Below are 22,736 nucleotides of genomic sequence, written 5' to 3'. Positions count from 1 at the left end.
ATTCTACCATGACCAAGGGGAGGAACTTAATCCAATGGATTGCAGCAGTTTATTCCATAATGTTTGCTTAATGGGCTGAATCCTCTCTTCTGTACAGCGAGATTCCGGCTTGTAATGCAGCTCTTTAACCTTGCTCCATGTCGTCTCGGATAAATAGTTGGTCAGCTCCGCGTCATCAAAGCAAGGCGGAGCCACGTAAGTTTGAAGCGTGTGATCGACGACCATTCTTGTATGATTCGATGGGTGAGAGGTTAATTGCATTCGTGCGACCACGAGCAGAAGAACCACGATCAACCCTGAGATGAGCAGGTATTGTCTTGATTTAGTCATCTTTCATCTGCACCATATAGCTCATAATATCAGCCATGTCTGTTAATTCTCCTTCATGGCGCTCAATAAGCTTCCCTTCCTTATCAATAATGATCGTAAGCGGCAGACCGACGACGTTGTATTTTTGCTTGATGCGCATGTCGGTATCAAGGCCGATGGGGAAGCTCAATTCATAGCGATCAACAAATGTTTGCACCTTGTCTGCCTCCTCCCCTACATTCACTGCAAGCATGCTAACGCCAGCAAGCTTGTATGCTTCATTCAGCAAGGGCAGCTCATTCACGCATGCCGTGCACCAAGAGGCCCAAAAGTTGATCATAACGGCTTGCCCCTTGTAATCTTGAAGCTCCAATGTCTTTCCTTGCATAGTACTTATGCGAAACGAAGGCGCAGCTTCTCCTAGAACAGCTTGTTCTTCTTGTGCCTTGTGTGGCTGCAGCAGCGCAAAAACCACCCCAGCCATTAACACGAGAATCAGAAAATATTGAATGCCAGTGCGAATAGTCATAGCAATTTGGCCGCTCCCCTCTCACATATTTGACAAACCTTTTAGCGCTTTAGCTCTAAAGAGCCATAGCACTGCATCAACTCCCAAATTATAATTAACCGTCATAGAGATATTGTTAAAATTTAAACAGAGGAGATTGATATGAATACAATGACAAATTCGTCCCCTGAAGCTAAGACACCTGATTCTCGCACATCTAGCAACAGCAAGCTGTTTGCTGCCTTGTATCAATCGGTATGGCGCTGGCACTTCTATGCAGGCGTGATATTTGCTCCATTCCTCGTGATTCTTGCCTTCAGCGGCTCTATGTATTTATTCAAGCCGCAGATTGAAGGTTACTTATACAAGGACATGCTTACTGTGCGTGAGGTTGGTACTGCTGCTCTGCCTGCAGATGAGATTATCGCAAAGACAATGCGTGCTTACCCCGGCACGACCATTTCATCCATCACGTTTCCGGATGATCCCCAATCAACGCTTGCACTTGCCGCCAATCGCAACGGAACATCTACAATCATGTATGCTGATCCCTACACCGGACATATTACGGGCATCTTGAACAGTGACGAGACTTTTTCCGCTTTCTTCAAAAAGATGCACAGCGAGCTTGTCATAGGAGGAACATGGGCCAATCGTCTTGTCGAGCTCGCCGCATGCTGGGCAATCATTCTCGTGCTTACTGGACTGTATTTATGGTGGCCCCGTAATAAATCAGCCATCTGGGGTACCATTCTGCCTCGATTCAATAAGCCAGGCAGCCGACAATTCTGGAGAGATCTACATGCTGTTCCTGCTTTTTGGCTCTCTATCTGCATCCTAATCCTTATTGCAACAGGCTTGCCTTGGTCAGGCGTCTTGGGCGGCCAAATTGACAGGCTGGCTAATGCGACCAATACCAATTACCCACCCTATGCGCTGAGCTTCATGGCTAAGCCAGAATCCGTAACGGTGACCAAAGATATCGCTGACAATGTGCCATGGGCCGCTGAGAATCTGCCCGTCCCGAAGTCGGCTGCCGGAGGGTATATGACGCTTAGCGTGCAGGATATTTCCGCTATCGCGGATAAGCAGCAGGTTACCCTTCCATACACCATATCGATGCCCAGAGGAGACACGGGCGTGTACACGATTTCGACCTCACATACGCAGCCAGGCGATAATGCCACCCTGCATGTCGATCCATACAGCGGCGCTGTTCTAACGGATGTTCGTTACACAGATTATGGGCTGATGGCTAAGGCCATCACGATGGGCATCGCATTGCATGAAGGACGGCTGTTTGGACTCGCCAACCAGCTGCTTGGCCTGATCACCTGTATCGGTGTGATCCTTATCGCGATCAGCTCCTATTTCATGTGGCGCAAGCGCAAGCCGCAAGGCAAGCTCGGCGCACCTGGCAAAGCGAAGGATAAACGAGTCACAATTGGCGTCCTGCTCATCATGCTTGTTCTAGGAGCTTTAATGCCGCTCGTGGGCTTGTCGCTAATCATCGTGCTGCTGCTTGATTGGCTCATCATCAGCCGACTTCGTCCACTGAAGCATTGGTTTTCAGCATAAAGGAGGAACCCCCCTATGAATACACGATCACGGCCTATTCGAAAAACAGCTCTTGTACTTGCGATGACAGCGGCCCTTGCTTTGAGTGCCTGCACAGCTAATACGGGCTTAACGGATGAGAAGGGCTTGCTCCCTCATCTAACCGTGGATATAGAGCTTCCCGAAGCCTTCACACTGGACTTTGCTGCTCCGTTTCACATTCGGGTTGAGCAGCATAAGGTGCCTGTAGATACAGCCGAAGTCACATTTGAGATATGGCCTGAGAACCACCCTGAGGAGCGTGTGCGAATACCGGGCGAGTCCAATGGAAAAGGTCTGTATACGGCTGAGCACCAATTAAGCACGGAAGGCATTTATATTGTGCGCTGCCATGTCGTTTCTGGATCGCTTGAGGCGATGCCTGCTAAGCGGTTTGCTATTGGCGAAGAAGCCGTGCTAAGCCTTGCTGAGCTTGAAGAACAACAAGCAGCGGATGGTGAAGCACCTGCCCACGGCGGCGGACACGATCATCACTAAGTAAGTATCGGCAGCATGTCTTCGCAAGGAGCCACATGCTGCCGCTTTGCTTACTTCGAGGAGAACATCGGAATGCCGAACAATTCGTTAAATGCTTCCTGCAGACTAGAGCTGCCGAACTTGTTGTGAATATCTTCCTTCTCAATGTCCTGCACCACTACTCCATCCCGCAAAAACACGATTCGATCCGCCAGCGCCTCGGCAATTGGCAGCTGATGCGTCGAAAAAACGACGGTTTGGCCTCGATCTGCTGCTTGCTTAACGAGCTTGACGAAGCTCTCCATCCAATAGGGGTCTAGGCCATTCGTGGGCTCATCCATCACGATGAGAGGCGGCTGTGCAAGCAGAGCTTGTCCAAACAATAGGCGCTGTCGCATCCCTTTTGAGAAGGAGGTCACCGGCTTGCTGCCCGTATCGGCAAGGCCGACCATGGACAAGGTCTCCTGTGTACGCGCTTTGCCAAGTCCGCGAAGCTTGGCCCAGAACAGCATCGTGTCCATCGCGGTAAGCCCGGCGCTAAAGCGGTAATCATCCGGCATAAACCCCAATAGATTGGCGTATTGCCGTCGATCCTCTTCCGAGCTTCTCCCATCTATCGTAATCACGCCGCTTGAAGGACGCAGAATACCGACCAGCATGCGCAAAAGCGTGCTTTTGCCTGCGCCATTGCCGCCGCACAGAGCCACGATCTTGCCGCGACATACCTGCAAGTTCACTTCTTCAATAATCGTGTTCCCTTTGATAGCCTTGTGAACAGCATCAAAATGAATGAATGGATCAGGCATGCCCTCTTCTCCTCTCCCACTGGTAATAAGCAATCCCTTGTGTAGCGCCAATCCACATCAGCATCACAAGGAAGAACAGCGGAGTCCCCCAAGGAGACTGTATCCAAACCATCCACTGGTAATATTCAGGCCCAAGTGTAGAGCCTCCTCCGAGCTTAACGACCGTAAATAGACGCGTTAATTCTGCAGGATTAAGAAAAGTCAGCACGGTAACGGCAGGCTTAATCCACTGATAAGGCAGGGTGCCGAGCAGCGCGATGAGAACAGCTGGCCAAGCAATAATGGTGAAGAACCATACCCCTACTGCCATCGTAAGCGCCTGCCAGCGATTGCGAGCGATCGTGCCGATCAACATGGCCGCGCCAAGAAAAAACAAAGACAGGCAGATTGAAAAGATCAGCAATCGATTGTAGGTGGAATAATCGAATCCTCCTTCGATCAACCAGCCTGCGATGCCAGACAATCCAAAGCCAAAGCACACTATGGCGAGCAGGACAATGGACAGTCCGATATATTTTCCTGCAAGAAAGGCACCCGTTCCAAGCGGATAAGTCGACAACAGCTCCCAATTGCCCTCTTCCTTTTCTCCTGTCAGTGAAAAAGAGCCTAGCATAAGCGCCATCAGCGGAAGAAGGTACAGTACCAGATTGAGCATGGTGCTGCTGCTGCCCGAGTATCCTTCTACATAGCCTTGGGCGTTAATGAGCAGCAGGCTGAGCATGAATAGAGCAAAAAGGGCCGTAAACGAATAGGCCCATGGATTGCGAAAACCGATTTTCATTTCTCTAGAAGCAACATAGCCAACTTCGTTCACGAGTTGTGACCTCCAGTGGTTTCATGCTCCTTATCAGTCGAATGCCCGTCTTCTTTCATGGGCATATCGTGGGTTTGGTCCTCTTTATCACCGTGCGAATGGCCATGATCGCCCATTCCCTCCATCATGTCACGGTTACGTTCCCAAGAGTGATCATCCAATTGATTCGCAGTCATCAGCTTGCCGTTGCCTTCTTCCTCGATAAAGGCTTTAGCATCAGCTTCTTTTTCAAATGACACAATGCCGTAAGCCATTGGTGTTTTATAGGAAGCATCATACGCGTAATATGCTTTTTCATAAGGAATCCATTCCTTGCTGTGATAATCGCGCACGAACGCAGCCCCTATCGTGTCTGTTCCATTCTCGGCCTTCCACTTGTTCAGGCAGCCAATATCATCGAACTTGAGCGATTGGCCATCCTTCGTCACAATTTGAGTAGCAAACTGATCATCCTTCACGGCCATCTTGCAGATGACGCATACATCGGTCTCCTCATTAATGGCTTGAGGCACGTATTTGTCCCCACCGCACGCTGCAAGCAAGACCAGCATTCCGATAAGCATTAGGAATAGTCCCCAACTGGATTTGTTTTTCATCATCTTTCTCGTCTCCTCATCTTATAAAATAGCAGGCTGGCGCATCCTAGCAGCATGAGTCCCATTAAGCCTGTTTTAACGCCATCCCCTGACTTGTCACGGTGTAGTTGGCGATCTAGCGGAGCCAACAGTGGTGTTGAATCTTCGGTCCAGCGTTCTCGATCGGTCTGATAGAGTCCCTCCAAGAAGATCATGCCTGGCGACTGGAAAAACAATTGGAATGCAGGACGCTTTCTAGCAATGCTCTGAAAAAACGGATTGATCGCATAGGAGAGATCGCTTCTTCCATCTCCATCAGTATCAAGGCCTTGGAAGCTGTCCCAATAATTATCCATTAGCCTATTGTCTTCGCTTCCCTGCGCTTGAGCATCAGCGACGTTGCCCATAAAGGCATTGTCTGTTAATGTATTGCCGCTAGATTGAATCAATTGAACACCAATAAAGTTATAGCGAACTCGGTTGTTGCGGAAGTGGTTGTTTGTGGATTCTTCCACGTACACACCGACGCGATTCCCATCTACCGTATTATCTGCCACCTCTGTGTCATGGGCATCATAGAGCAGAATTCCCTGAGAGTTCACGTTCTCACTTTGCTTCGTAAAGGTATTGCCAACAACAGATACCTGCTTAGCAGCCATGACCATGGCACCCGTTACATTCCGATTCCCCTCATTGCCTTCTATGATCGTGCGTTTTGTATACATGCAGTGAACACCGTAACGGGAACGCTCGATTACATTGCCTGAGACGATGATGTCATCGCTGTTCTCCAAGTAAATCCCGTCATGGACATCGTGAATCGAATTGTTCGTCAATGTCCAGCGATCTGCATTAAACATGTCGATGCCGTTTCCTTTGTCGGCCATTCGCACGCCATTGACTGCCCAATGAATCGTGGTGTCTGATACAGCGCCATCATCGGCATCGCGGATGGCAATCCCCATGGAGACCGTTCGAATATGGAGTCCTTCGAGGCTGGCTTGATTACCCGTCGCTAGTATGGTCGGCTCATCCTTAAGCCCCTCATCGACAAGGCTCAATCCGATTATCGCTACATGATCAGCTGTGATCAGCACCGCTGGCTTCAAGCTGCTGTTATGAAGCTGGACGCTCCCTTCCTGCTCAGCCCGCAGGGTGAGCGGCTTGTTGATAATGATTGGACCTTCATAGCTTCCTGGTGCTAGGGCTATGGCGTCTCCCGGCTTCGCCTGATCAATGATCGCCTGCAGGTTTATGCTTTCATTAGCTGCGATAGCCCTCTCATGAGACAGCCAAAGCGCTGCTGCTATCAACAAGCAGGCTAACCATAAGCTGCGGCAGCTGCTCATTGCACGTCAACCATTTTTTTCTTCGTTACGTGAATGCCATCTGCGTACAAATGAATGTACATGGCATACTTGCCCTTTTCCGGAAAAGTAAACTCCCCTGCAAACGTTCCATCACCGTCGAAGGAAGCATTAACCATCTTGGGCTTCTCCTCCGTCCGAAAGTCAAAGGTCACGGAGGCTTCGTTGGTGACCTCTATGCCTGAGAACGCGACTCGCAATTCAACGGGATCCCCAGCTTGAATCCGCTCAGGCTTCGTTGTAAGCACGGCTTGGACATCTGCCGCCTCAATATCTGCTTGCTTTCCACTAGAACACCCCATTAGCGCAGCGATTGCAATCATGATCACTGCAAAGGCTATAAATTGTCGCTTCATTCCTTCACCACCTGTTATCTGCATTTCTTGACTTCTAGATTGTAGCAATGCAAAATGTCTCATCCTATAACTCGTTCGAGCTATTATGGGGATGAACTTCGACAGAAATGTGTCCAATTACCGAAGAAGTGATTAACATGAATGGTTATCGTGCGGCACGATCTTTATTTTGCGCTAGAGGGTGTATGTCTCGTTCAGGCAATCCTAGCGAACATAAAGAAAAAAACCGCGATAATCGCGGTTTCGATGTTCATCATACTCACAGTACATATGAGCACTCATTTATTCGATTGTGGAGTACATTTCTTGATGTTGAGTAGCCCTGACTATTGCTCAAAAAAGGCCTCAGCATATTCTGCGACGCCATGGACTTTTGAAAGCCCTCCATGAATCGCATAGCTGATGCTTTCCCTATCGGAGGTATTTCCCGAATGGAATGAAAGGAATTGCGACATAAATGTAGAAATATGGTTGTGTGAGTAAAATATCTCATTATGATGCAGTTCAAAAAAATTCCCTCGCCTATAGAAGCGATCTGCTATCTCAGCAATGAATAAAATAGATATGAAATCCATGCAATTAGGAGGTTCAAGATGACGAAGCAAACCAAAATACGCGCAGCATTACTTGTGGCATTACTAGCTATTGCTTTAGCAGGTTCATTCATATATTGGTCTAATCAGCCGATAGAGTCTAATTCCGATTTAGTCGTCTCTCAGGATGAAGTGGAACCGTTGACACCGGCAACAACGAATCAGCCGGAGAAGTCATTAGAAGATTGGGCCCGACTCTACAAAGACTTGAAGCTGGTAGATGCTCATAATCATGGGGCGGCAAATGTTGCGAATGGCATGAAGAATGACATGTGGAATCAATATGGTGTGGATCGGATCGTATTGTTTGGAAATGTATCAGACCCGAGTGCTCTGCATACGGATAAACTCGCATGGGAGGCTTATCAGCAGCATCCCGAACGCTTCATACCCTTCGCCTCGGGCATTAATCTTTTGGAGTCAGATGGAGTGCAGATGGCCAAGGATTATCTGGAGCGAGGCTTCTTCGGATTAGGAGAGATCGCTGCTGCTTCTACGCATTCGGAAGCGCTGGCACATTCCTTATGGAAGACAGAGCATCCTATGGATGGCGCCCTGCCTGATATCTATGCGTTATGTGCGCAGTACAAGGCGCCTCTATTGATGCACATTGATCCGCCGGCAGGATATCCGATGCAGATGCTGGAGGAAGCAGCAACAAAGTATCCGGATACGATCTTTATTTTTGCGCATGCCAATGCATTCAATTCTCCCGACAACATTCGATCGCTGCTTAAGGCGCACTCGAATGTTTATGCGGATTTTTTTGCAGGCTTTACGGTATTTAACCCTTCTAGCGCGTATAAGCTGGAGGATTATGTTCCGGTTATCAAGGAATATCCTGATCGGTTCCTGCTAGGCACGGATTCAGGATACGGCATCTCAAGCGAAGAAGATGCGATTCAAGCGATTTATATGCTGATAGAGGTTGTTGATGACCCCGAAGTGGCCGAGAAGATCGCTTCAGGCAATATTGAACGCCTTATCCGCGAACAACGAGCAACACGAACGCAGCTTGCTGCCATATCGCAACTGGAGGATAAGTCAGGAAAGAAATTCGATACTTCGAATATGTCCAAAGAGGAAGCAGGCAGGCTTCTCATTGATGCGGATCAAGCGTCAGAATAAGCTTGTCCAACAATCAGCTTGCAAATATCTTATGGAGCAGACTTTTAGAAACATAATATATATTATGTAAACTAATTGAGGTTTATTCTTATATTTCAACTAAACATGCTCCAGATCCCAAAATCATGTTGTAGTCATCGTCAAGAAATCATGCATCGTTGGAAGACTTTATCGTATGATTCAGACATGAATGCAATCAATGCGAAGCTAGACAGCAAACAGACCAAGTGATCCTGCACTCGGTCTGTTGACGTTCATGTGGCGTCCCTTCAACTTGGTAACAGCATGACGGGAAGCAGCGGGACTATGATATGATGTACATCTGTCTTCTAAAAATCTTTTCTTTTAAACAAATGCACCGTTAAAAAATAAGAAGCTGCAAAAAGCAGAAGGACGCCGATTAGCACAAGTATCAGCATAGGGTCATCCGATATCCCCTTTTCTTTCACCATATTCATCACGATCGCTGTTGGCTGCGCTAAGCCTATTAGGATGATCATAAATACAACATTGATGATAGCGGCTCCCTTTTTGCTCAGAGAGTAAAAAAGCGGCATGTAGATCGCGCTTAGAATAAGCATGATACCTATAGGAGCTAACAGGTCAATGGCCGAATATTCTGGCTTGTGAAGCTCTGGCATCGCGAATGTAACAAGCGTGTGAATGCCGTACGAAGCAAATACACCAAATAACGTATAGATGATGGCTGCTATGTATTTGGCTTGAACCAATTGTTTGCGGTTTACAGGCAAGGTCACGAGAAATTTGTGGTTATGGTTTTTGATATCAATCATTGTGCCAAGATTAAGTGACGCGAATGCGGTATAGATGCCCACTAGATAAAGGGATACTTCAAGCTTTGGAATAAACGCTACACTGAACACGACTAGAAAAAGCAATGTCATCCATAGCGAGCTTTTTAAGGCAATGAAGTCCTTGCGTAATAGATTAAGCATGAATACGCCCTCCCTTCGCCGTATAATACATAATATCTTCTAAGGTTGCTTTGTCCAATATCACATGTTCACCAAACAACTGTGCAGCCTGCTGCCGATCCTCCACTAAGCCTTCAAAGCCAACTGCTGTTTCACGCATGCCGACAAACAATTTGCGAATATCCGAATCCAGCAGCTGCAAATCGCCCTTAACAATCGCATATCGCTCGAGCAGGGAATCCTTCGCTTCACTAAATACGAGCTTGCCGCGGTTGATAAACGCAATGTAATCTGCAATGCGATCCAAATCCGTTGTGATATGCGTCGAAAAAATGATGGAATTGTGCTCATCCTGCAAAATATTCGCAAGCAGATCCAGCAATTCTCTGCGAAACACAGGATCAAGGCCAGAAGTAGGCTCATCCATGATAAGCAGTTCTGCCTCATGCGATAATGCGACGGCAAGGGAGAATTTCACTTTCATGCCCTTGGACAATGTTTCAATTTTCATGTTAGGCGATAATTCGAATTGCTCAAGATATCGGTTAAACGTATGATGGCTCCACTTCCTATAAAAAGGCGCAATCATCTGCTGCATATCGCGAATCGAGAGATGCTCATAATAGAAGCAATCGTCGGACACAACGCCGATGCGCTGCTTAACCTCCACTTCCTGCGCAGGCATCTCACACCCTAGGATTCGCACGGTTCCGGAATCTGGTCGGACCATGCCGAGCATCATCTTGATCAAGGTGCTCTTGCCCACGCCATTAGGACCAATGAGTCCCGTAATATAACCCCGCTTCACATCAAGCGAGATCTGATCAACCTTAAATTGGGGGTATGCCTTGGTTAGATTGCGTACTTCTAATGCATTCATGACTGCTGCTCCTCCTCGTACAATAAAGTCAGATAGTCCACAACCTCCTGCTGAGTCATGCCTATCTCCTGGCTTTCCTGAATGATCTCTATCATTTTCTCCTCAAGTCGCTTCATGCGCTGTTCGCGAATGAATTCTTTATTGGCTCCGGATACAAAGCAGCCCTTCCCCACGACCGAGTCGATCAGCTTCTCCTTCTCCAATTCTTCATAGGCGCGCTTGGTTGTAATGACGCTCACTTGCAAATCCTTGGCCAGCTGTCTTATGGAGGGAAGGCTGTCGCCAGCATGCAATTCACCATTCAGAATGCTTTGTCGAATCTGATTCATGATCTGGATATAGATTGGATCACTGGATGCATTCGATATGATAACCTTCAGGTTTCTCCACCTCATCTCCGTCTCTATCGTAACTACCGTATATATATACTATATACACTATTTACGAATGCGTCAATAAATGAAAAATCAATTCAAGTTCTCCATTTGTCCAGAACGCCAACAACAGCCGTTCTATAACACAACAGCTGCCAAGCGTTGGCTTGACAGCTGTTGTTATCGTAGCGGATATATATAATGATATAAGAACGATATAACTTAATGATCACTGGCAAGTGTCAGCCACTTGCGGTTATGATGCTCCTGTACTTCCACAGGGGTATCGAAGAAATCGCTCAACACGTCGGATTGCAAGCAATTTGCCGTTTCATCGGCTTTGTAGATCTCGCCTCTCCTTATTAGCAGCGTATGCGTGAAGCAAGGCGCGATCTCTTCGATATGATGCGTGACATACAGCAAGGTCGGTCCGTCAGGCTGCTTCGTAATCTTCTCAATCATCTGCAGCAGCTGTTCACGGGCGAAGATGTCGAGTCCCGTGCAAGGCTCATCAAGGATCAAGAGGTCGGGATTGGCCATGAGTGCACGAGCAATAAGGATCTTCTGGCGCTGCCCTTGCGATAATGTATCATAAGTACGAGCTGCTAAGGAGGAGCATCCTAGAAATTCCATCAACGCCTCGGCTTGCTTCAGATCCTCCTCGTTTGTTTGATCGTACAAACCAATCGTAGCGAATTTGCCGCTGAGGACGATGGTCAGGGCAGTCTGATGGCCGTACAGCTTCTGCTGCAACGAGGTGCTGACCCAGCCGATTCGCTTGCGCAGCTCCCTTAGATCCACATTGCCAAAGCGATGGTCCAGCACTTCGACCTGTCCCGTCGTTGGCCAGATATAGCCGTTCACGACGTTAAGCATCGTCGTCTTCCCGGACCCGTTCAGTCCAACGATACACCAGTGCTGCCCACGTTCCACTTCCCAATTCATATCGCGAAGGATCAGGGTCGCATCACGTCGCCATGATACATTTGTGAGTGAGATTATCATGTCTTTTTTCCTCCTTATATCAGAATTTATAGCTCTGACAGCGTTCTGTTCAGGATTTCCAGCGTCCATTTGACCGCTTGATCAGCATCGCCTTGTTTAATGGATTCATACACCTGCTCATGGTATTGGGATTGAGGATCATGAGTACGGTAGTTAAGGTTCAATTGGTTCATTGCATCGGATAAAACTTGAGAAAATGTCCGGTACAAGTCGATGATTACGGCATTTTTACTTGCAATGGCGATTGCCATATGGAATTCGATATCTGATCTGGCATACTGCTCACGGTCATTTTGCTGCAAGGCCATCTCTCTTGCATCCAAATGCTTGCGCATATTGGATAAGTCGTTATCATCACGCCGCAGCGCTGCCAATCTGGAGATTTCGATATCAATCATCTTTCGAGCTTCAAATACTTCAATAAGCTTAGCACGATGCAGGCGCTGGGTAAGCGGTTCTTGAATAATAGTGTTTGCTTTTAATGTAGTGCCAATGCCCTGCCTCTTCTCCAACAGGCCAGCTGAAACTAATACACGAATTGCTTCTCGAATGGTGGATCGACCAACATGGAACAATTGCATTAACTCAGGTTCTGGCGGCAATTTGTCTCCAGGCTTGAATTTACCTGCGGATATTTGTTGCTGAATCTGATGCACAACATCGTCCACTAACTTCGTGGATTGAACGGGCTGAAATGACTCCTTTTTAAACATCAGATGATCTCCCCTTTTACGTAGAATAGCATTGTGGACATGAGGTGACAAGAAAAATTTACAAGTTTTTGTTCGCTGTGGAACGGTGATTCTGGTCTTACCCCATTCTCCAACATGAATACATCTGATTGGTTTATTCGCATGTTCGTGCTCACATCTGTATAAAAAAGGACGTTCTCGTCGAATTAAAACGAGCGTCCTCTTGAATTTGCTTTAGCTGGTCTTCTTCTCTTTAATCATCTTGGGATCAAGTATGTTAGGCATTCGTATGCTTCTAACTAATGAGTAAAATAATTCATGCCCATCGCATCTCGCACCTCTCGCATGGTTTCCTTTGCCATGATACGAGCGTTCTCAGTACCCGCCATCAAGATCTCATCGACTCTCTTTGGATGTTCGAGATATGCTGCTCTGCGTTCCCGCATCGGATCCAGCCTATCATTGATGCTTTGAGCAATCTTCTGTTTACAGGCCATACATCCGATTTGTCCTTTTGTACAACTTTGATAGATCTCGTCAGAACTTTCTTTACGGAAAGCCTGATGATAAGCATAGATGGGGCAAATTTCAGGATGGCCGGGATCCGTTTTATGAATTCGGGCAGGGTCTGTTTTGACTTTCTTTATTTTTTCAGCCACCTCTTCTTTTGTTGAATCTAAGAGGATGGCATTCCCAAGGCTTTTGCTCATCTTATGGCTTCCATCAAGCCCAATTAGACGCGGGACTTCACCAATAAGCGGCTTTGGCTCCACTAAGACAGGCTGATAGAGCTGATTGAATCGACGTACGATTTTCCTTGTTTGCTCAATGTGGGGCAGCTGATCCTCGCCGACAGGAATTAATGTGGCTTTACAAAAGGTAATATCTGCTGCCTGGCTAATCGGATATCCAAGAAATCCATAATACATATCATCGAAGTCACCTGCTTTTGACTCAGCCTTAATCGTAGGATTATGACGAAGAGAGTTGACCGTCACAAACATGGAATAATAGACCGTTAATTCCGCAATTTCTGGAATCAAGGACTGAACAAAAATGGTCGCTTTTTCAGGATCTATACCTACAGCTAAATAATCCAATGCTACATTCCTTACGTTGTCTTTAATGATTTCTGGGTGTAGAAAGTGAGTCGTTAGTGCCTGCACATCTGCAAGTAATACAAATGTTTCATATTGATCTTGCAGCTCAACTCGGTATTTTAAGCTTCCGACGTAATGGCCAAGGTGTAGTTTTCCTGTCACTCGATCTCCTGTTAGTACCCGTTCTTTCATATAAAATCCTCCTTGTAATCTTGCATCGATATGTTGAACCTAAGATCCACCACCAACCATCTTCCATGGCCATCACCTCCTTAAAAATACAAAAAAACCCCGTCCGCAAAGGACGAGGTTATCGTGGTACCACCTTTATTAATCGCAAGAAGCGATTCACTCATAAGTACGGATTGGAGAACTAACCCCTGATCGATACTCCTCTCTTGGTAACGGAGAGAGAATCCCGGCAACACATACTGTTTCGTTTCTGCGTTGCGATTCAGAAGCCCATTCCGTATCAGGTAAGGATCGGTTCACAGCGGCCACCGACTCTCTGGACCTCATGGCCTGATACGTACTTACTCTTCTTCAACATCGTTTGTCTGTCATGTTTTAATGGAAACAATCGTACACGGAGATTCAAGAAAAGTCAATGGACGTTCATATCTGTACGGATATAAGGATTGGATTAATCTTGGGAAAATATAGATTTATTTTCGATGATGACTCCTGCTAATGTTAGATTTACCGGGTGTGCAAGGGTGTCGCCGACCGGACACTTGCTCTCCAGAAAATCGATGAACGCCTCTACTTGTTGTGGAGGAGAATCGGTCGTGATCCGGAATGTGTAGCGGATGTCAGAGTAACCCGGCCGCACGGAAGATCGATCGAAGAATCCATCAAGATCGAGATCCCCTTCAACCTCTACGCGAAAATCATCGAGCGTCACTCCAAACTTCGGTGCATATACACGAGCGACAATGGCTTGGCAGGCGCCTAATGAAGCGAGCAGCGCTTCGACAGGATTCATGCCAGTATCCGTTCCGCCTAAGCTCTTAGGCTCATCAATGATAAACTCGAAGTTACGGGAGGCAGCTTTAACTTGAACACCTTCTTGTAAATGGGCAGTTGCTTTGAACGTTTGCACAGCAGCCATGCTCTACACTCCTTTGACGATGTAATAGGTTCGTATTCTTGTCATATAACCAACTAAACTAATGTGAATTATATGTATTTTATATGAGTTGTTAAATGCTGTCAATGATAAATCATAGCACAACAACCCCCCCTTAGCTCAAACCGTGTAAGGGTGGTTCCACTAGTCGCATCATTTTATACAAATAGTGCAAATATTTATAGTCTCAGCCCCGAGGGTTTTCTCACTCCTGATGTAAATAGTGCAAATTGGTTGCCACGACAAAAACACCTCCGAGATTGTCCCTATATCTTACGACATAGCGGATTTCACTTGAAGGTGTTTCCGTTCAGTCTTTTATTATTTATTCACTAGCATGTCTGGATTTCTTTAAATGTAAAAATTCATTGAATCGCATTATCCGCTTGTTAAAATAGTGGATCAAAGGCAGTGAGACGAGCACAACAGCGATTGCATAACCGTAGAACTCCCACTGAAAAATAACATCTGTTCCTCCAGCATACAGGTTACCAATGACATATATTGCGATAATAACCATCGAGGAGATCATATGCTTTGTAATAAAAGAATACTGGTTGTTTGTCAAAACCTTAACATGTACACCGAACGTGAGTGTGCAGGAGATCATGGCAATGACAGCACTAAAAAAGTAATCTTCTATACTTGTAAGAAGCGATTGTCCTGTAAGCAGCAGCGCTAGCACCCGAATGAAGATTCCGATGAACACTGACACAACAAGAGCTTCTGCATAAAATTTTTTCATAGAACATCTACCTCATTCCTAGAAACTCTTTGAAATGTCCGACATAATTTTTTGATACTTCCACTTCTTTTTTTGAATGCTCAAATTTGAGCAGTAATCTACGGTTGAACCACGGGATAATTCTTGTCACAGCATCAATATGAACAATGAACGATCGGCTCACCTTAATATATCGATCACTTGGCAATCGTGCTTCTAATTGATACAGCTTCTCTTTTAATAGAAATACATCTGATCGAGTATGGCAAAGCACCCCTGCATCCAGCGCTTCAAAATAAAAGATATCCTCATGGCTGATGACATGGTAGGCATCGTCTTTGAAACCGACGATTTTTGAAGATGTAGTCGTTGGCGCAAACGCTTGGAGCATATCCGATAAATCATCAAGCCGATCAGGTCGGAAGACGATACATGGCAGAAGACCTGTATGAAGCCCTTCTTCCACGACATACAGGTCTGCATTTCGATACACCTCTATACTCAAAGACTGGAATTTATTCAATACATCATCACGTATGTTATTGTTGCATACTAGGCCTAATTTCATTTGGGCTCCTTTTATGATTCGAACTTTTTCCTGCGATCAAAGTGGATATATCCAACGGAAATAAGTAACGTTATTATAATATACCAAACGAAATATTTCCCCCACTTTGAATACATGGTCTCCATGCCCTTTGTCGGAACTTGTCCTCGCATAACCCATTGATCGCTCGTGAAATGATCCATTTGAGCTAATGTTTGGCCTTTATAATCTGAAATCATCGACATGCCGTTAACCGTCTGTGTCACAATGTTCGCGCCATTTTCTACTCCTCTAAAATTACCCACAATCGTATGATAAGGAGAGATTTCCTTCCAATCCGCTGATGGGATGAACAATATATCTACGTTCTTCTCTCCTGCTTGGTTGACAATCGCCGGGAAATCTTTATCCCAGCAAATAATTCCTGATAAGCGCCCGTACGCTGTATCTGCATATTTAATTTGTTTGTCCCCTTCTACGGTTCTCTCTATCAGATTGCCGCCGTACTTGAAATGCTCAAACGCAACCTCACCTGACGGATCAATCATGTACAATACATTTTCATTTGGCGAACCTTCAGCAGTAAAGACGTAAGGCACCGTAACAATATATACGCCCCATTGTTTAGCCACATCGCGAAGGCTGTCTAAGTAAAGTGATTTTTGTGTCTCATCTAACATAGCAACTCCTTCTGAATGGTGAATAATCTTCGCTCCTGCCTTCGCCTCCGTAATCGTCATTTCTATTAATTGATTCAAATTTTCCTCTGTTTTCTTAAGGAAATCGCGATTTTCCTTTTCATGTAGATTGAAGATTTCCAACACCTCAGAATCGGTTCGATCTAGTGTATGGATTCCTGATACCGTGACGGTCTCTGTGTTTACGTTGGTTACCACACGCCATCCACCTAATGTGACAATGCATATAAGCACTGCAGCCGTAAGTAACGCGACATGCTGCTTCTTCTTGTTCGTCACATCTAAACGGAGCCAGTAAATAATTGAGGCTGTCCACATGATTAAAAAAGTAATGCCTGTAACACCAACTACAGAAGCAACTTGCACAATTGGCAAAAAGCCGTGCTGCGAGTATCCTAAGATGCCAAATGTTCCAAATGGATTAAAGTATAGATTGCTAAAATCTAATAGCGCGTACGTACATGGCAAAATCAATGTTGCAACAAAGGAGTTCGTTTTACGAAAGCTTAGCTGCTGTAGTATAAACGGGAACGCATAAAGAGCCCCTGCCATTGCTGGAATATAGCTAAACATGGGAATGTCCAAGCTCGGCAGCATATTGTGAAAGCTTAACTGGTTGCTCACTGCCGTTACAAGCGTCAGAGTAAGCATCGCTTTTTTAAGTGACATCTTCTCGATCGCATACAAAAATAGTATCGGAAATATCCAAGCTGCGGGTGCCATTAAAAACTTGCCATTGCTCAGCATCATAAATAATCCACCCAATACCAATAAAAGAATATGGCTGTATTTTTTCATCTTCATCTCTCCCATCACATGTTTTGTGTAAGTATAGGAGAACAATCAGGATACAGTCATGGAATATCTGTAGGAGGGACATATAATGGCATGAAGCGGACCAATCGGACGGTTAAGGACTGGGAAAGTGAGTATGTTGTATTCCACTTCAGCTGACAGGCTTTTTAATATGCAACGAGGCCGCCCACCATTCCTGCCAGAACCATAATCAGCATCGGGTTCAGTTTCCATTTTCTTGATACAATTAATGATCCAGCAAAGACAGCTATCGCGATCCAATCGATTTTGGCAGCTAAGCTTATTGCATTGGTTCTTAGAAATATCCCCAGCAATAAGGTTGCCGCGGCAGAAACAATAAGTCCCAGTGACGACGATCGCAACACTTGAAGCGTCTCCAGCATATAGTCAGATTGATGAAACCTGTGAAAAAATTGATGCATCCCCAGCGAAAGGATCACACCTGATAGGACGCAGCCGAACGTTGCTGCAATTGCACCAGGCATCCCTGCAATCTGTAAGCCTACCCACGTAGAGGTATTGACTGCTAACGGACCGGGTGTCATTTGAGAAATGGTGATGATATCCATAAACGTCTGCTGTGAGATCCATCCCTCTTGTAGGACAACAAGCTCTTGAATGAACGGGATGATCGCGTAACCACCCCCGATACTAAGCAAGCCAATCTGAGCAAAGACTCTAAAAAGTTCCCATAATCCCATCACGAGTACTGCCTCCTTTTGTACACCCACACTCTTAAGAGACCTAACAAGCAGCTAATGGTCAGGATAAGGGCTACATGGATATTAAAAACAAAATGAGCCACAAATACGGCTGGTACCAACAAAGATCGAAAGGCCGAGCGTCCTTTAACAATAAGCTGGCACATGTCAATCATATAGTCGACAATGAGAGCAGCTGCCCCAGCCTGCATGCCTTTCAAGACCGCAGCAACAATCGAGTTCGCCGCAACCGCATCATAGCACGCAGCGAATACAGCCAAGATGACAAGCGATGGCAGAACAGCTGCAATACAACTTATAACGGCTCCCGATATCCCTGCAACCCGATATCCTGCAAGTACGGACAAATTGATTGCGATAGCACCTGGTGAAGACTGCGCGACAGCAGCCATATCGATCAGCTCCGCTTCGCTAAATAACTTTTTTCGAGTGACAAAATACTTTCGAATCATCGGAACAACCACATATCCGCCGCCAAATGTAAAGGCGCTGATAAACATATTGATGCCAAGCAGCCAGGCATACCGTTTGACTTTTCGACGATTGCTCATCAAATCCCCTCCCTCTACCCAGCCATTATGGAGGTTGTTGAACAATTAGTAAAATGATATGATTTTGCGATAGTGATTAGTTTTATTCATGAGAGGAGGGACAGAAATGATGAGCCTTCGTCATTTTGAGATCTTTCGTACAGTCGCTGAGACAGGCAACTTTACCCGAGCTGCGGAAAGGCTCTATATCACGCAATCGGCAGTGTCCCATACGATCCGTGAGCTGGAGGAAAAGGCAGGAACCGCATTGTTTGACCGATTATCCAAGAGTGTTCAGCTTACGAAGAGCGGCAGCCTTCTCTTGGAGGAGATTATGCCCATTCTAGCTTCCTGCGAAGCTTTAGATGCTCGTTTTCATGACTTGGAAAGGCGCGCGCCGCTGCACCTTGTCTCAAGCATTACGATAGCAGCGTTCTGGCTGCCTACTATTTTGAATGCCTTCCAAGAAGATTGGCCGGATAATCCGGTTCATGTGGATGTGGTAAGCGCAGCAAATGCGATGGATTTATTGCGGCAAGGTCAAGCGGATCTCGCGTTGATTGAAGGGACTCCACCACAAGGACCCTTTACAAGTTCTCTGTTTGCTTCCTATCCAATGATTGTTGTGTGTGCCCCTGATTATCTACTCGCTCACAGGGAGCTGACGATTCAGCAATTCTGCATGGAGAGATTGCTGCTTCGGGAGAAAGGCAGTGCAATTCGCGATACGCTGGATAGTGCGCTTTATTTGTCTGGATACACAGCGCAGCCTGCATGGACAAGTGTGAACTCACAGGCCTTAATTGAGGCAGCCAAAGCTGGTCTCGGAATTGCCATTTTGCCAGATGTGCTTGTACGCGAGCCGCTTGCTCAAGGGACGTTACATGCACTAGCCGTTCAAGATCTTACCTTGCATAACGAGATGTATGCTGTTCATCATCGAGATAAATATCTAACGACACCTCTAAAGACCCTTCTGCAGCATATTGGATCTGAAAATCGATAAAAGATCATAGCGTTGATCAGCCTATGATAGCTCTGCTATAGGGAGCGAGATCTAATCAAATAGACCTCCACTATCACGAGACCGTGACAATGGAGGTCATGACTTCTTTTATGGAATGACACTTTTTGTTGCTTCTGGCTTGAGAGCTTACAGGGCCAATACGGTTATGGACTCCTCGCAGCATATCTCTCCGTTGCTGCGAAAGCCGAAGCTTTCATACAGCTTTTTTGCAGCTATATTCTCTTCCTTATATGGTATCCAGCAGAATCGAGCAGGCCCAGCCGGATACGTGCGAATGAATGCCAATATTTTGTCCATCGCCTCTCTGCCATAGCCTTGGTTCTGATGCTGCTTGTCAATCATCAGCCGCAGGATGCAGTAGCTCTCTTCAGGTATAGAAGCTGGGAGATCATACCCGGTAATGCGATACGTAGTCATGACAAATCCGACCGGCTGCTCATCGGCGTAGATGGCAAGCGGGAATGGATGTCCCCCATTGGTTGCAAGGACATAGCAAGAAGCGACACTGGATAGATTGGATGCCACGTAGCGGCGCTGATCCTCCGTTACTTCAAGATTGAAAATGTCTCTCCGATTGTCCAGCGTGATTTTTCTCAGTGTGATCATGCGTTGCTGCTCCCTTCTAAATGGATGGGATCTCATGCTGTATCCCTGATTGTGGTTTGCGCCGCGGTCGCTTATTAAACATACAATCTATTCGAATGAAGTACTAGACTTATATTGGATTTTTTTGTATAGTAGTATTTACTCATGTCTTTTTTACATGACTTTTATGTTTGAATACATCACCGGCATATCGCAATGCCGGTTTTTTTTGTGTTTAGAGTCAATAGAGCAGCTAAAGATCGGCATCCTTTGTATCCGGAGGTTGGATAATGACGTGTTAATAAACGGCAGGTCTGGTTCTTTAAGCGCATGTCTCTAGCTTTTGTGCTGCTTATAATGGGAAGAGGAAGTTCAATTGTCCACCATGATCACCAGACAAAGATGTATTTGAAAGGAGCAATTCATGGACAGCAAAATGTTGCGGGTACTTAAAAAGCTGTATCATTATGAAAATAAGGACTATGATGCGGAGCGTAAAGTATCCATTTATAAGACGACTACACTGACTTTCGCCGAGCAAGAGCTGCTTCAGGCCAGTGGCTGGGTGGCCAATGATCTGCAGGATATTCGCCATGACGAGATCATCGGTAAGCTGATCGAACAAAGCTCGAATGACTTGTTTTCTTGGGAAAGCATCGCGAATGCCTTTGTAGCCGGGGTTGGCGGAAGCTATCGCAGAGGCATCTCCGCATTGGGAAGCTACCACACCATGATTCATACTCCTCACCATGATTATGCGGAAGCCGAGCGATTCCGTGCATGCAAGGTGTGCGCATTCAGTTACAGTGCTGAAGGCTGGGACAATCTGTCGTTCATTCGCTATGCGATGCATCTGGGCAGCAACTATAGTGGGACGAGCCTTGGTGCATACGTGGATATGTCCGAGTTTGCACAGATATTGGAGCAAGGTCCTATTCTTCCGACTGAACAAGACAAGCAAATGTTCCGTCAGCTGCTGCATAGCATAGACCGAGCGGATGTGAGCGAAACCCCAGGCCAATATGAGAAGCGCCTCACTGCGGAGAAGATTATAAAAGGAAGCAGCGGCATTCGGCGCGGCATACTCCAGTCGCTGGCCACGGTGGGCGTGGTGCCTAACCGACTCGTGGAGCTTGCGCCAGATCGTTGGACGGACAAAGAGGCGATTATTAACGCAGAGTATGAACTTGATAACACCAAAGGCCGTTCCGACATGGAAATGCCTTGGGCGGGTTGGCAAGGCAGGTTGGGCGTCGATTGGGACAAGGCCCGCGCCATTTTTGGAGATTGGATCTGAGCGGTCAATCTTACGAATTGTCGTGCTGCTGGAACACGATATGCAGACATATTGGAGTTAGAAGTGCAATATTTCGTTTAGTGCCATAAAGCGCTTGCTTACAGCAAAAAAGCTGTTGTCCATGAGACAACAGCTTTTGTAACGTTATGGCTTGCGTATGGCTTCAAATGTGATCATCTGATCCCCACGAGATGGTTGTTGGCCATATACATAATCCGCAGAGCATGTAATATCAGCGTATCCCAAGCTGCTCAATATCAGCTTGAACTCCTCGACCCCGTACCAGCGAAGCGCAAAGCGTTGCAGCTCGCTTTGAATCAGCTTTCCTTGGCGCCATTTCTCGTACTTGATATACGAGACCGTGTATTGATGCAGCCAATCCATCTCAATCGATCTGCACTCCATCGTGATGCCGTCCCCATCTGGCAGAGAAAAGGTTGAAGTTGTAATCTCAGCTGGCTTCCAATCATAAGGCAAATGGAGATCAACAATCAGGCGTCCTCCTGGAGCAAGATGTTTATAGAAACATCTTAATGCCGCAAGAGAATCCTCTCGATTTTCAAGCAGACAGAAAGAGCCCGTTGGGATAATGATTGCTTCATATTGATGCGGCAAAGTGAAGTCCTGCAGCCGCGCTTCGTACAGATTAGAATGCAAACCTCTTTCCTCACAGCGCTTGCGACAAGACTCCAGCATCTCAGGCGAATAGTCAATGCCATCAACGGTATAGCCGGCTTCAAGCAGCGGGATCAAGAATCGCCCTGAACCAACGGCAGCTTCAAGAATTCGTCCTGAGCATGTCTTTAGTCTTTCTTGGTAATACTCAATGTCGCCATTTAACGAGCAGCCTACAGGCTTAGTAAGGTCGTAGACTTCGGTGCAAAGCTTGCTGTAATAACTAAACATAGATGATTCTCCTCCGTTTGTAGGTACGGAAGAAGCGGTATCGTTTAGCCCTTCCGTACCTCAATAGTTAAGAATGGGTTGTCAGAGCAGACTGTCATATGAAATCACTCGCTTTCGTTATAATTATGGGAATCATACCATCATTTAGTTGGTTAGGCAAGGTTTCCTCCCCTTTATTCATGGATTCTTCATGATTTCTCGGCCCTTGTGAAATGATTAGGATATCGCTATAAAATAGTA

26 protein-coding genes and 1 other annotated feature are annotated in these 22,736 nt (G+C 46.2%); of the genes, 5 read left to right on the top strand and 21 right to left on the bottom strand.

Annotated elements, in window-relative coordinates; translation table 11 throughout:
* Positions 1-3: 3 nt before the first annotated feature.
* Complete coding sequence (locus B9Y93_RS06095; protein WP_085493416.1) at positions 4-330, bottom strand: hypothetical protein; 327 nt, start codon at positions 328-330, stop codon at positions 4-6.
* A complete protein-coding gene (locus B9Y93_RS06090; protein ID WP_085493415.1) occupies positions 323-838 on the bottom strand; it encodes a redoxin domain-containing protein in 516 nt (171 codons plus the stop codon). Before B9Y93_RS06090 ends, B9Y93_RS06095 begins: the two co-directional genes overlap by 8 nt.
* Before the next feature lie 141 nt (positions 839-979).
* On the opposite strand from B9Y93_RS06090, the gene B9Y93_RS06085 reads away from it, so the two are divergent.
* Positions 980-2,395, top strand: a complete 1,416-nt coding sequence (locus B9Y93_RS06085; RefSeq protein WP_085493414.1) for a PepSY-associated TM helix domain-containing protein — start codon at positions 980-982, stop codon at positions 2,393-2,395.
* Positions 2,396-2,410: 15 nt separating this feature from the next.
* Positions 2,411-2,911: a FixH family protein gene (locus tag B9Y93_RS06080; protein WP_085493413.1), complete on the top strand. Its 501-nt coding sequence runs from the start codon at positions 2,411-2,413 to the stop codon at positions 2,909-2,911.
* A gap of 50 nt (positions 2,912-2,961) precedes the next feature.
* Here the strand turns inward: B9Y93_RS06080 and B9Y93_RS06075 are convergent, their stop codons facing one another.
* The 5 genes from B9Y93_RS06075 to B9Y93_RS06055 are packed head-to-tail and all read right to left on the bottom strand — an operon-like array spanning position 2,962 to position 6,808.
* On the bottom strand, positions 2,962-3,696 hold the full coding sequence (locus B9Y93_RS06075; protein WP_085493412.1) for an ABC transporter ATP-binding protein: 735 nt from the start codon (positions 3,694-3,696) through the stop codon (positions 2,962-2,964).
* Positions 3,689-4,477 (bottom strand): ABC transporter permease, encoded by a 789-nt coding sequence (locus B9Y93_RS06070; protein WP_085493988.1) that lies wholly within the window; start codon positions 4,475-4,477, stop codon positions 3,689-3,691. Before B9Y93_RS06070 ends, B9Y93_RS06075 begins: the two co-directional genes overlap by 8 nt.
* A 29-nt stretch (positions 4,478-4,506) precedes the next feature.
* The gene (locus B9Y93_RS06065; RefSeq protein WP_342351850.1) at positions 4,507-5,109 is read right to left on the bottom strand and encodes a nitrous oxide reductase accessory protein NosL; all 603 of its coding nucleotides are present in this window, start codon (positions 5,107-5,109) and stop codon (positions 4,507-4,509) included.
* Positions 5,106-6,434: a right-handed parallel beta-helix repeat-containing protein gene (locus tag B9Y93_RS06060; protein WP_085493411.1), complete on the bottom strand. Its 1,329-nt coding sequence runs from the start codon at positions 6,432-6,434 to the stop codon at positions 5,106-5,108. The genes B9Y93_RS06065 and B9Y93_RS06060 overlap by 4 nt, the downstream gene beginning before the upstream one ends.
* Positions 6,431-6,808 carry a hypothetical protein gene (locus tag B9Y93_RS06055; protein WP_085493410.1) on the bottom strand — a complete coding sequence of 126 codons (378 nt, stop codon included), beginning with the start codon at positions 6,806-6,808 and terminating at the stop codon, positions 6,431-6,433. Before B9Y93_RS06055 ends, B9Y93_RS06060 begins: the two co-directional genes overlap by 4 nt.
* A gap of 593 nt (positions 6,809-7,401) precedes the next feature.
* Between B9Y93_RS06055 and B9Y93_RS06050 the strand changes: the two genes are divergently transcribed.
* On the top strand, positions 7,402-8,529 hold the full coding sequence (locus tag B9Y93_RS06050) for an amidohydrolase family protein (RefSeq protein ID WP_085493409.1): 1,128 nt from the start codon (positions 7,402-7,404) through the stop codon (positions 8,527-8,529).
* 329 nt (positions 8,530-8,858) lie between these two features.
* On the opposite strand, the gene B9Y93_RS06045 is transcribed toward B9Y93_RS06050, so the two are convergent.
* The 12 genes from B9Y93_RS06045 to B9Y93_RS05990 all read right to left on the bottom strand — a co-directional run bounded on the left by B9Y93_RS06045 (position 8,859) and on the right by B9Y93_RS05990 (position 18,702).
* Complete coding sequence (locus B9Y93_RS06045) at positions 8,859-9,485, bottom strand: ABC-2 transporter permease (protein ID WP_085493408.1); 627 nt, start codon at positions 9,483-9,485, stop codon at positions 8,859-8,861.
* Positions 9,478-10,344, bottom strand: coding sequence for an ABC transporter ATP-binding protein (locus B9Y93_RS06040; protein ID WP_085493407.1), 867 nt, complete (start codon positions 10,342-10,344; stop codon positions 9,478-9,480). The genes B9Y93_RS06045 and B9Y93_RS06040 overlap by 8 nt, the downstream gene beginning before the upstream one ends.
* On the bottom strand, positions 10,341-10,724 hold the full coding sequence (locus tag B9Y93_RS06035) for a GntR family transcriptional regulator (protein WP_085493987.1): 384 nt from the start codon (positions 10,722-10,724) through the stop codon (positions 10,341-10,343). Before B9Y93_RS06035 ends, B9Y93_RS06040 begins: the two co-directional genes overlap by 4 nt.
* Positions 10,725-10,940: 216 nt before the next feature.
* A complete protein-coding gene (locus B9Y93_RS06030) occupies positions 10,941-11,723 on the bottom strand; it encodes an ABC transporter ATP-binding protein (RefSeq protein ID WP_085493406.1) in 783 nt (260 codons plus the stop codon).
* A gap of 26 nt (positions 11,724-11,749) precedes the next feature.
* Positions 11,750-12,436, bottom strand: a complete 687-nt coding sequence (locus tag B9Y93_RS06025; protein ID WP_085493405.1) for a FadR/GntR family transcriptional regulator — start codon at positions 12,434-12,436, stop codon at positions 11,750-11,752.
* Positions 12,437-12,714: 278 nt separating this feature from the next.
* Positions 12,715-13,707 (bottom strand): tryptophan--tRNA ligase, encoded by a 993-nt coding sequence (gene trpS / locus B9Y93_RS06020; protein WP_085493404.1) that lies wholly within the window; start codon positions 13,705-13,707, stop codon positions 12,715-12,717.
* A gap of 105 nt (positions 13,708-13,812) precedes the next feature.
* Positions 13,813-14,071 (bottom strand) — a binding site (T-box leader).
* A gap of 87 nt (positions 14,072-14,158) precedes the next feature.
* A complete protein-coding gene (locus B9Y93_RS06015) occupies positions 14,159-14,626 on the bottom strand; it encodes an OsmC family protein (protein WP_085493403.1) in 468 nt (155 codons plus the stop codon).
* Between the two features lie 343 nt (positions 14,627-14,969).
* Positions 14,970-15,389: a hypothetical protein gene (locus B9Y93_RS06010; RefSeq protein WP_085493402.1), complete on the bottom strand. Its 420-nt coding sequence runs from the start codon at positions 15,387-15,389 to the stop codon at positions 14,970-14,972.
* Between the two features lie 7 nt (positions 15,390-15,396).
* Entirely contained in the window at positions 15,397-15,936 is a 540-nt protein-coding gene (locus B9Y93_RS06005; protein WP_085493401.1) for a LytTR family DNA-binding domain-containing protein, read from the bottom strand.
* An 11-nt stretch (positions 15,937-15,947) separates the two neighbouring features.
* Positions 15,948-17,411: a nitrilase-related carbon-nitrogen hydrolase gene (locus B9Y93_RS06000; protein WP_176228859.1), complete on the bottom strand. Its 1,464-nt coding sequence runs from the start codon at positions 17,409-17,411 to the stop codon at positions 15,948-15,950.
* A gap of 164 nt (positions 17,412-17,575) precedes the next feature.
* Positions 17,576-18,130, bottom strand: coding sequence for a chromate transporter (locus B9Y93_RS05995; RefSeq protein ID WP_085493399.1), 555 nt, complete (start codon positions 18,128-18,130; stop codon positions 17,576-17,578).
* Positions 18,130-18,702 (bottom strand): chromate transporter, encoded by a 573-nt coding sequence (locus B9Y93_RS05990; protein ID WP_085493398.1) that lies wholly within the window; start codon positions 18,700-18,702, stop codon positions 18,130-18,132. Before B9Y93_RS05990 ends, B9Y93_RS05995 begins: the two co-directional genes overlap by 1 nt.
* A gap of 106 nt (positions 18,703-18,808) precedes the next feature.
* Between B9Y93_RS05990 and B9Y93_RS05985 the strand changes: the two genes are divergently transcribed.
* Positions 18,809-19,687 carry a LysR family transcriptional regulator gene (locus B9Y93_RS05985; RefSeq protein WP_217809677.1) on the top strand — a complete coding sequence of 293 codons (879 nt, stop codon included), beginning with the start codon at positions 18,809-18,811 and terminating at the stop codon, positions 19,685-19,687.
* Positions 19,688-19,834: 147 nt separating this feature from the next.
* Here B9Y93_RS05985 and B9Y93_RS05980 read toward each other — a convergent pair whose 3' ends face one another.
* Positions 19,835-20,314: a GNAT family N-acetyltransferase gene (locus B9Y93_RS05980; RefSeq protein WP_085493397.1), complete on the bottom strand. Its 480-nt coding sequence runs from the start codon at positions 20,312-20,314 to the stop codon at positions 19,835-19,837.
* A 403-nt stretch (positions 20,315-20,717) separates the two neighbouring features.
* On the opposite strand from B9Y93_RS05980, the gene B9Y93_RS05975 reads away from it, so the two are divergent.
* Positions 20,718-21,590 (top strand): hypothetical protein, encoded by an 873-nt coding sequence (locus B9Y93_RS05975; RefSeq protein WP_085493396.1) that lies wholly within the window; start codon positions 20,718-20,720, stop codon positions 21,588-21,590.
* 144 nt (positions 21,591-21,734) lie between these two features.
* On the opposite strand, the gene B9Y93_RS05970 is transcribed toward B9Y93_RS05975, so the two are convergent.
* Positions 21,735-22,496, bottom strand: coding sequence for a class I SAM-dependent methyltransferase (locus B9Y93_RS05970; RefSeq protein WP_085493395.1), 762 nt, complete (start codon positions 22,494-22,496; stop codon positions 21,735-21,737).
* Positions 22,497-22,736 lie beyond the last annotated feature (240 nt).

It is taken from the genome of Paenibacillus aquistagni (assembly GCF_900177815.1).
Lineage (GTDB): Bacteria > Bacillota > Bacilli > Paenibacillales > Paenibacillaceae > Paenibacillus_B > Paenibacillus_B aquistagni.
This window is presented reverse-complemented; position numbering and strand designations above follow the sequence as displayed.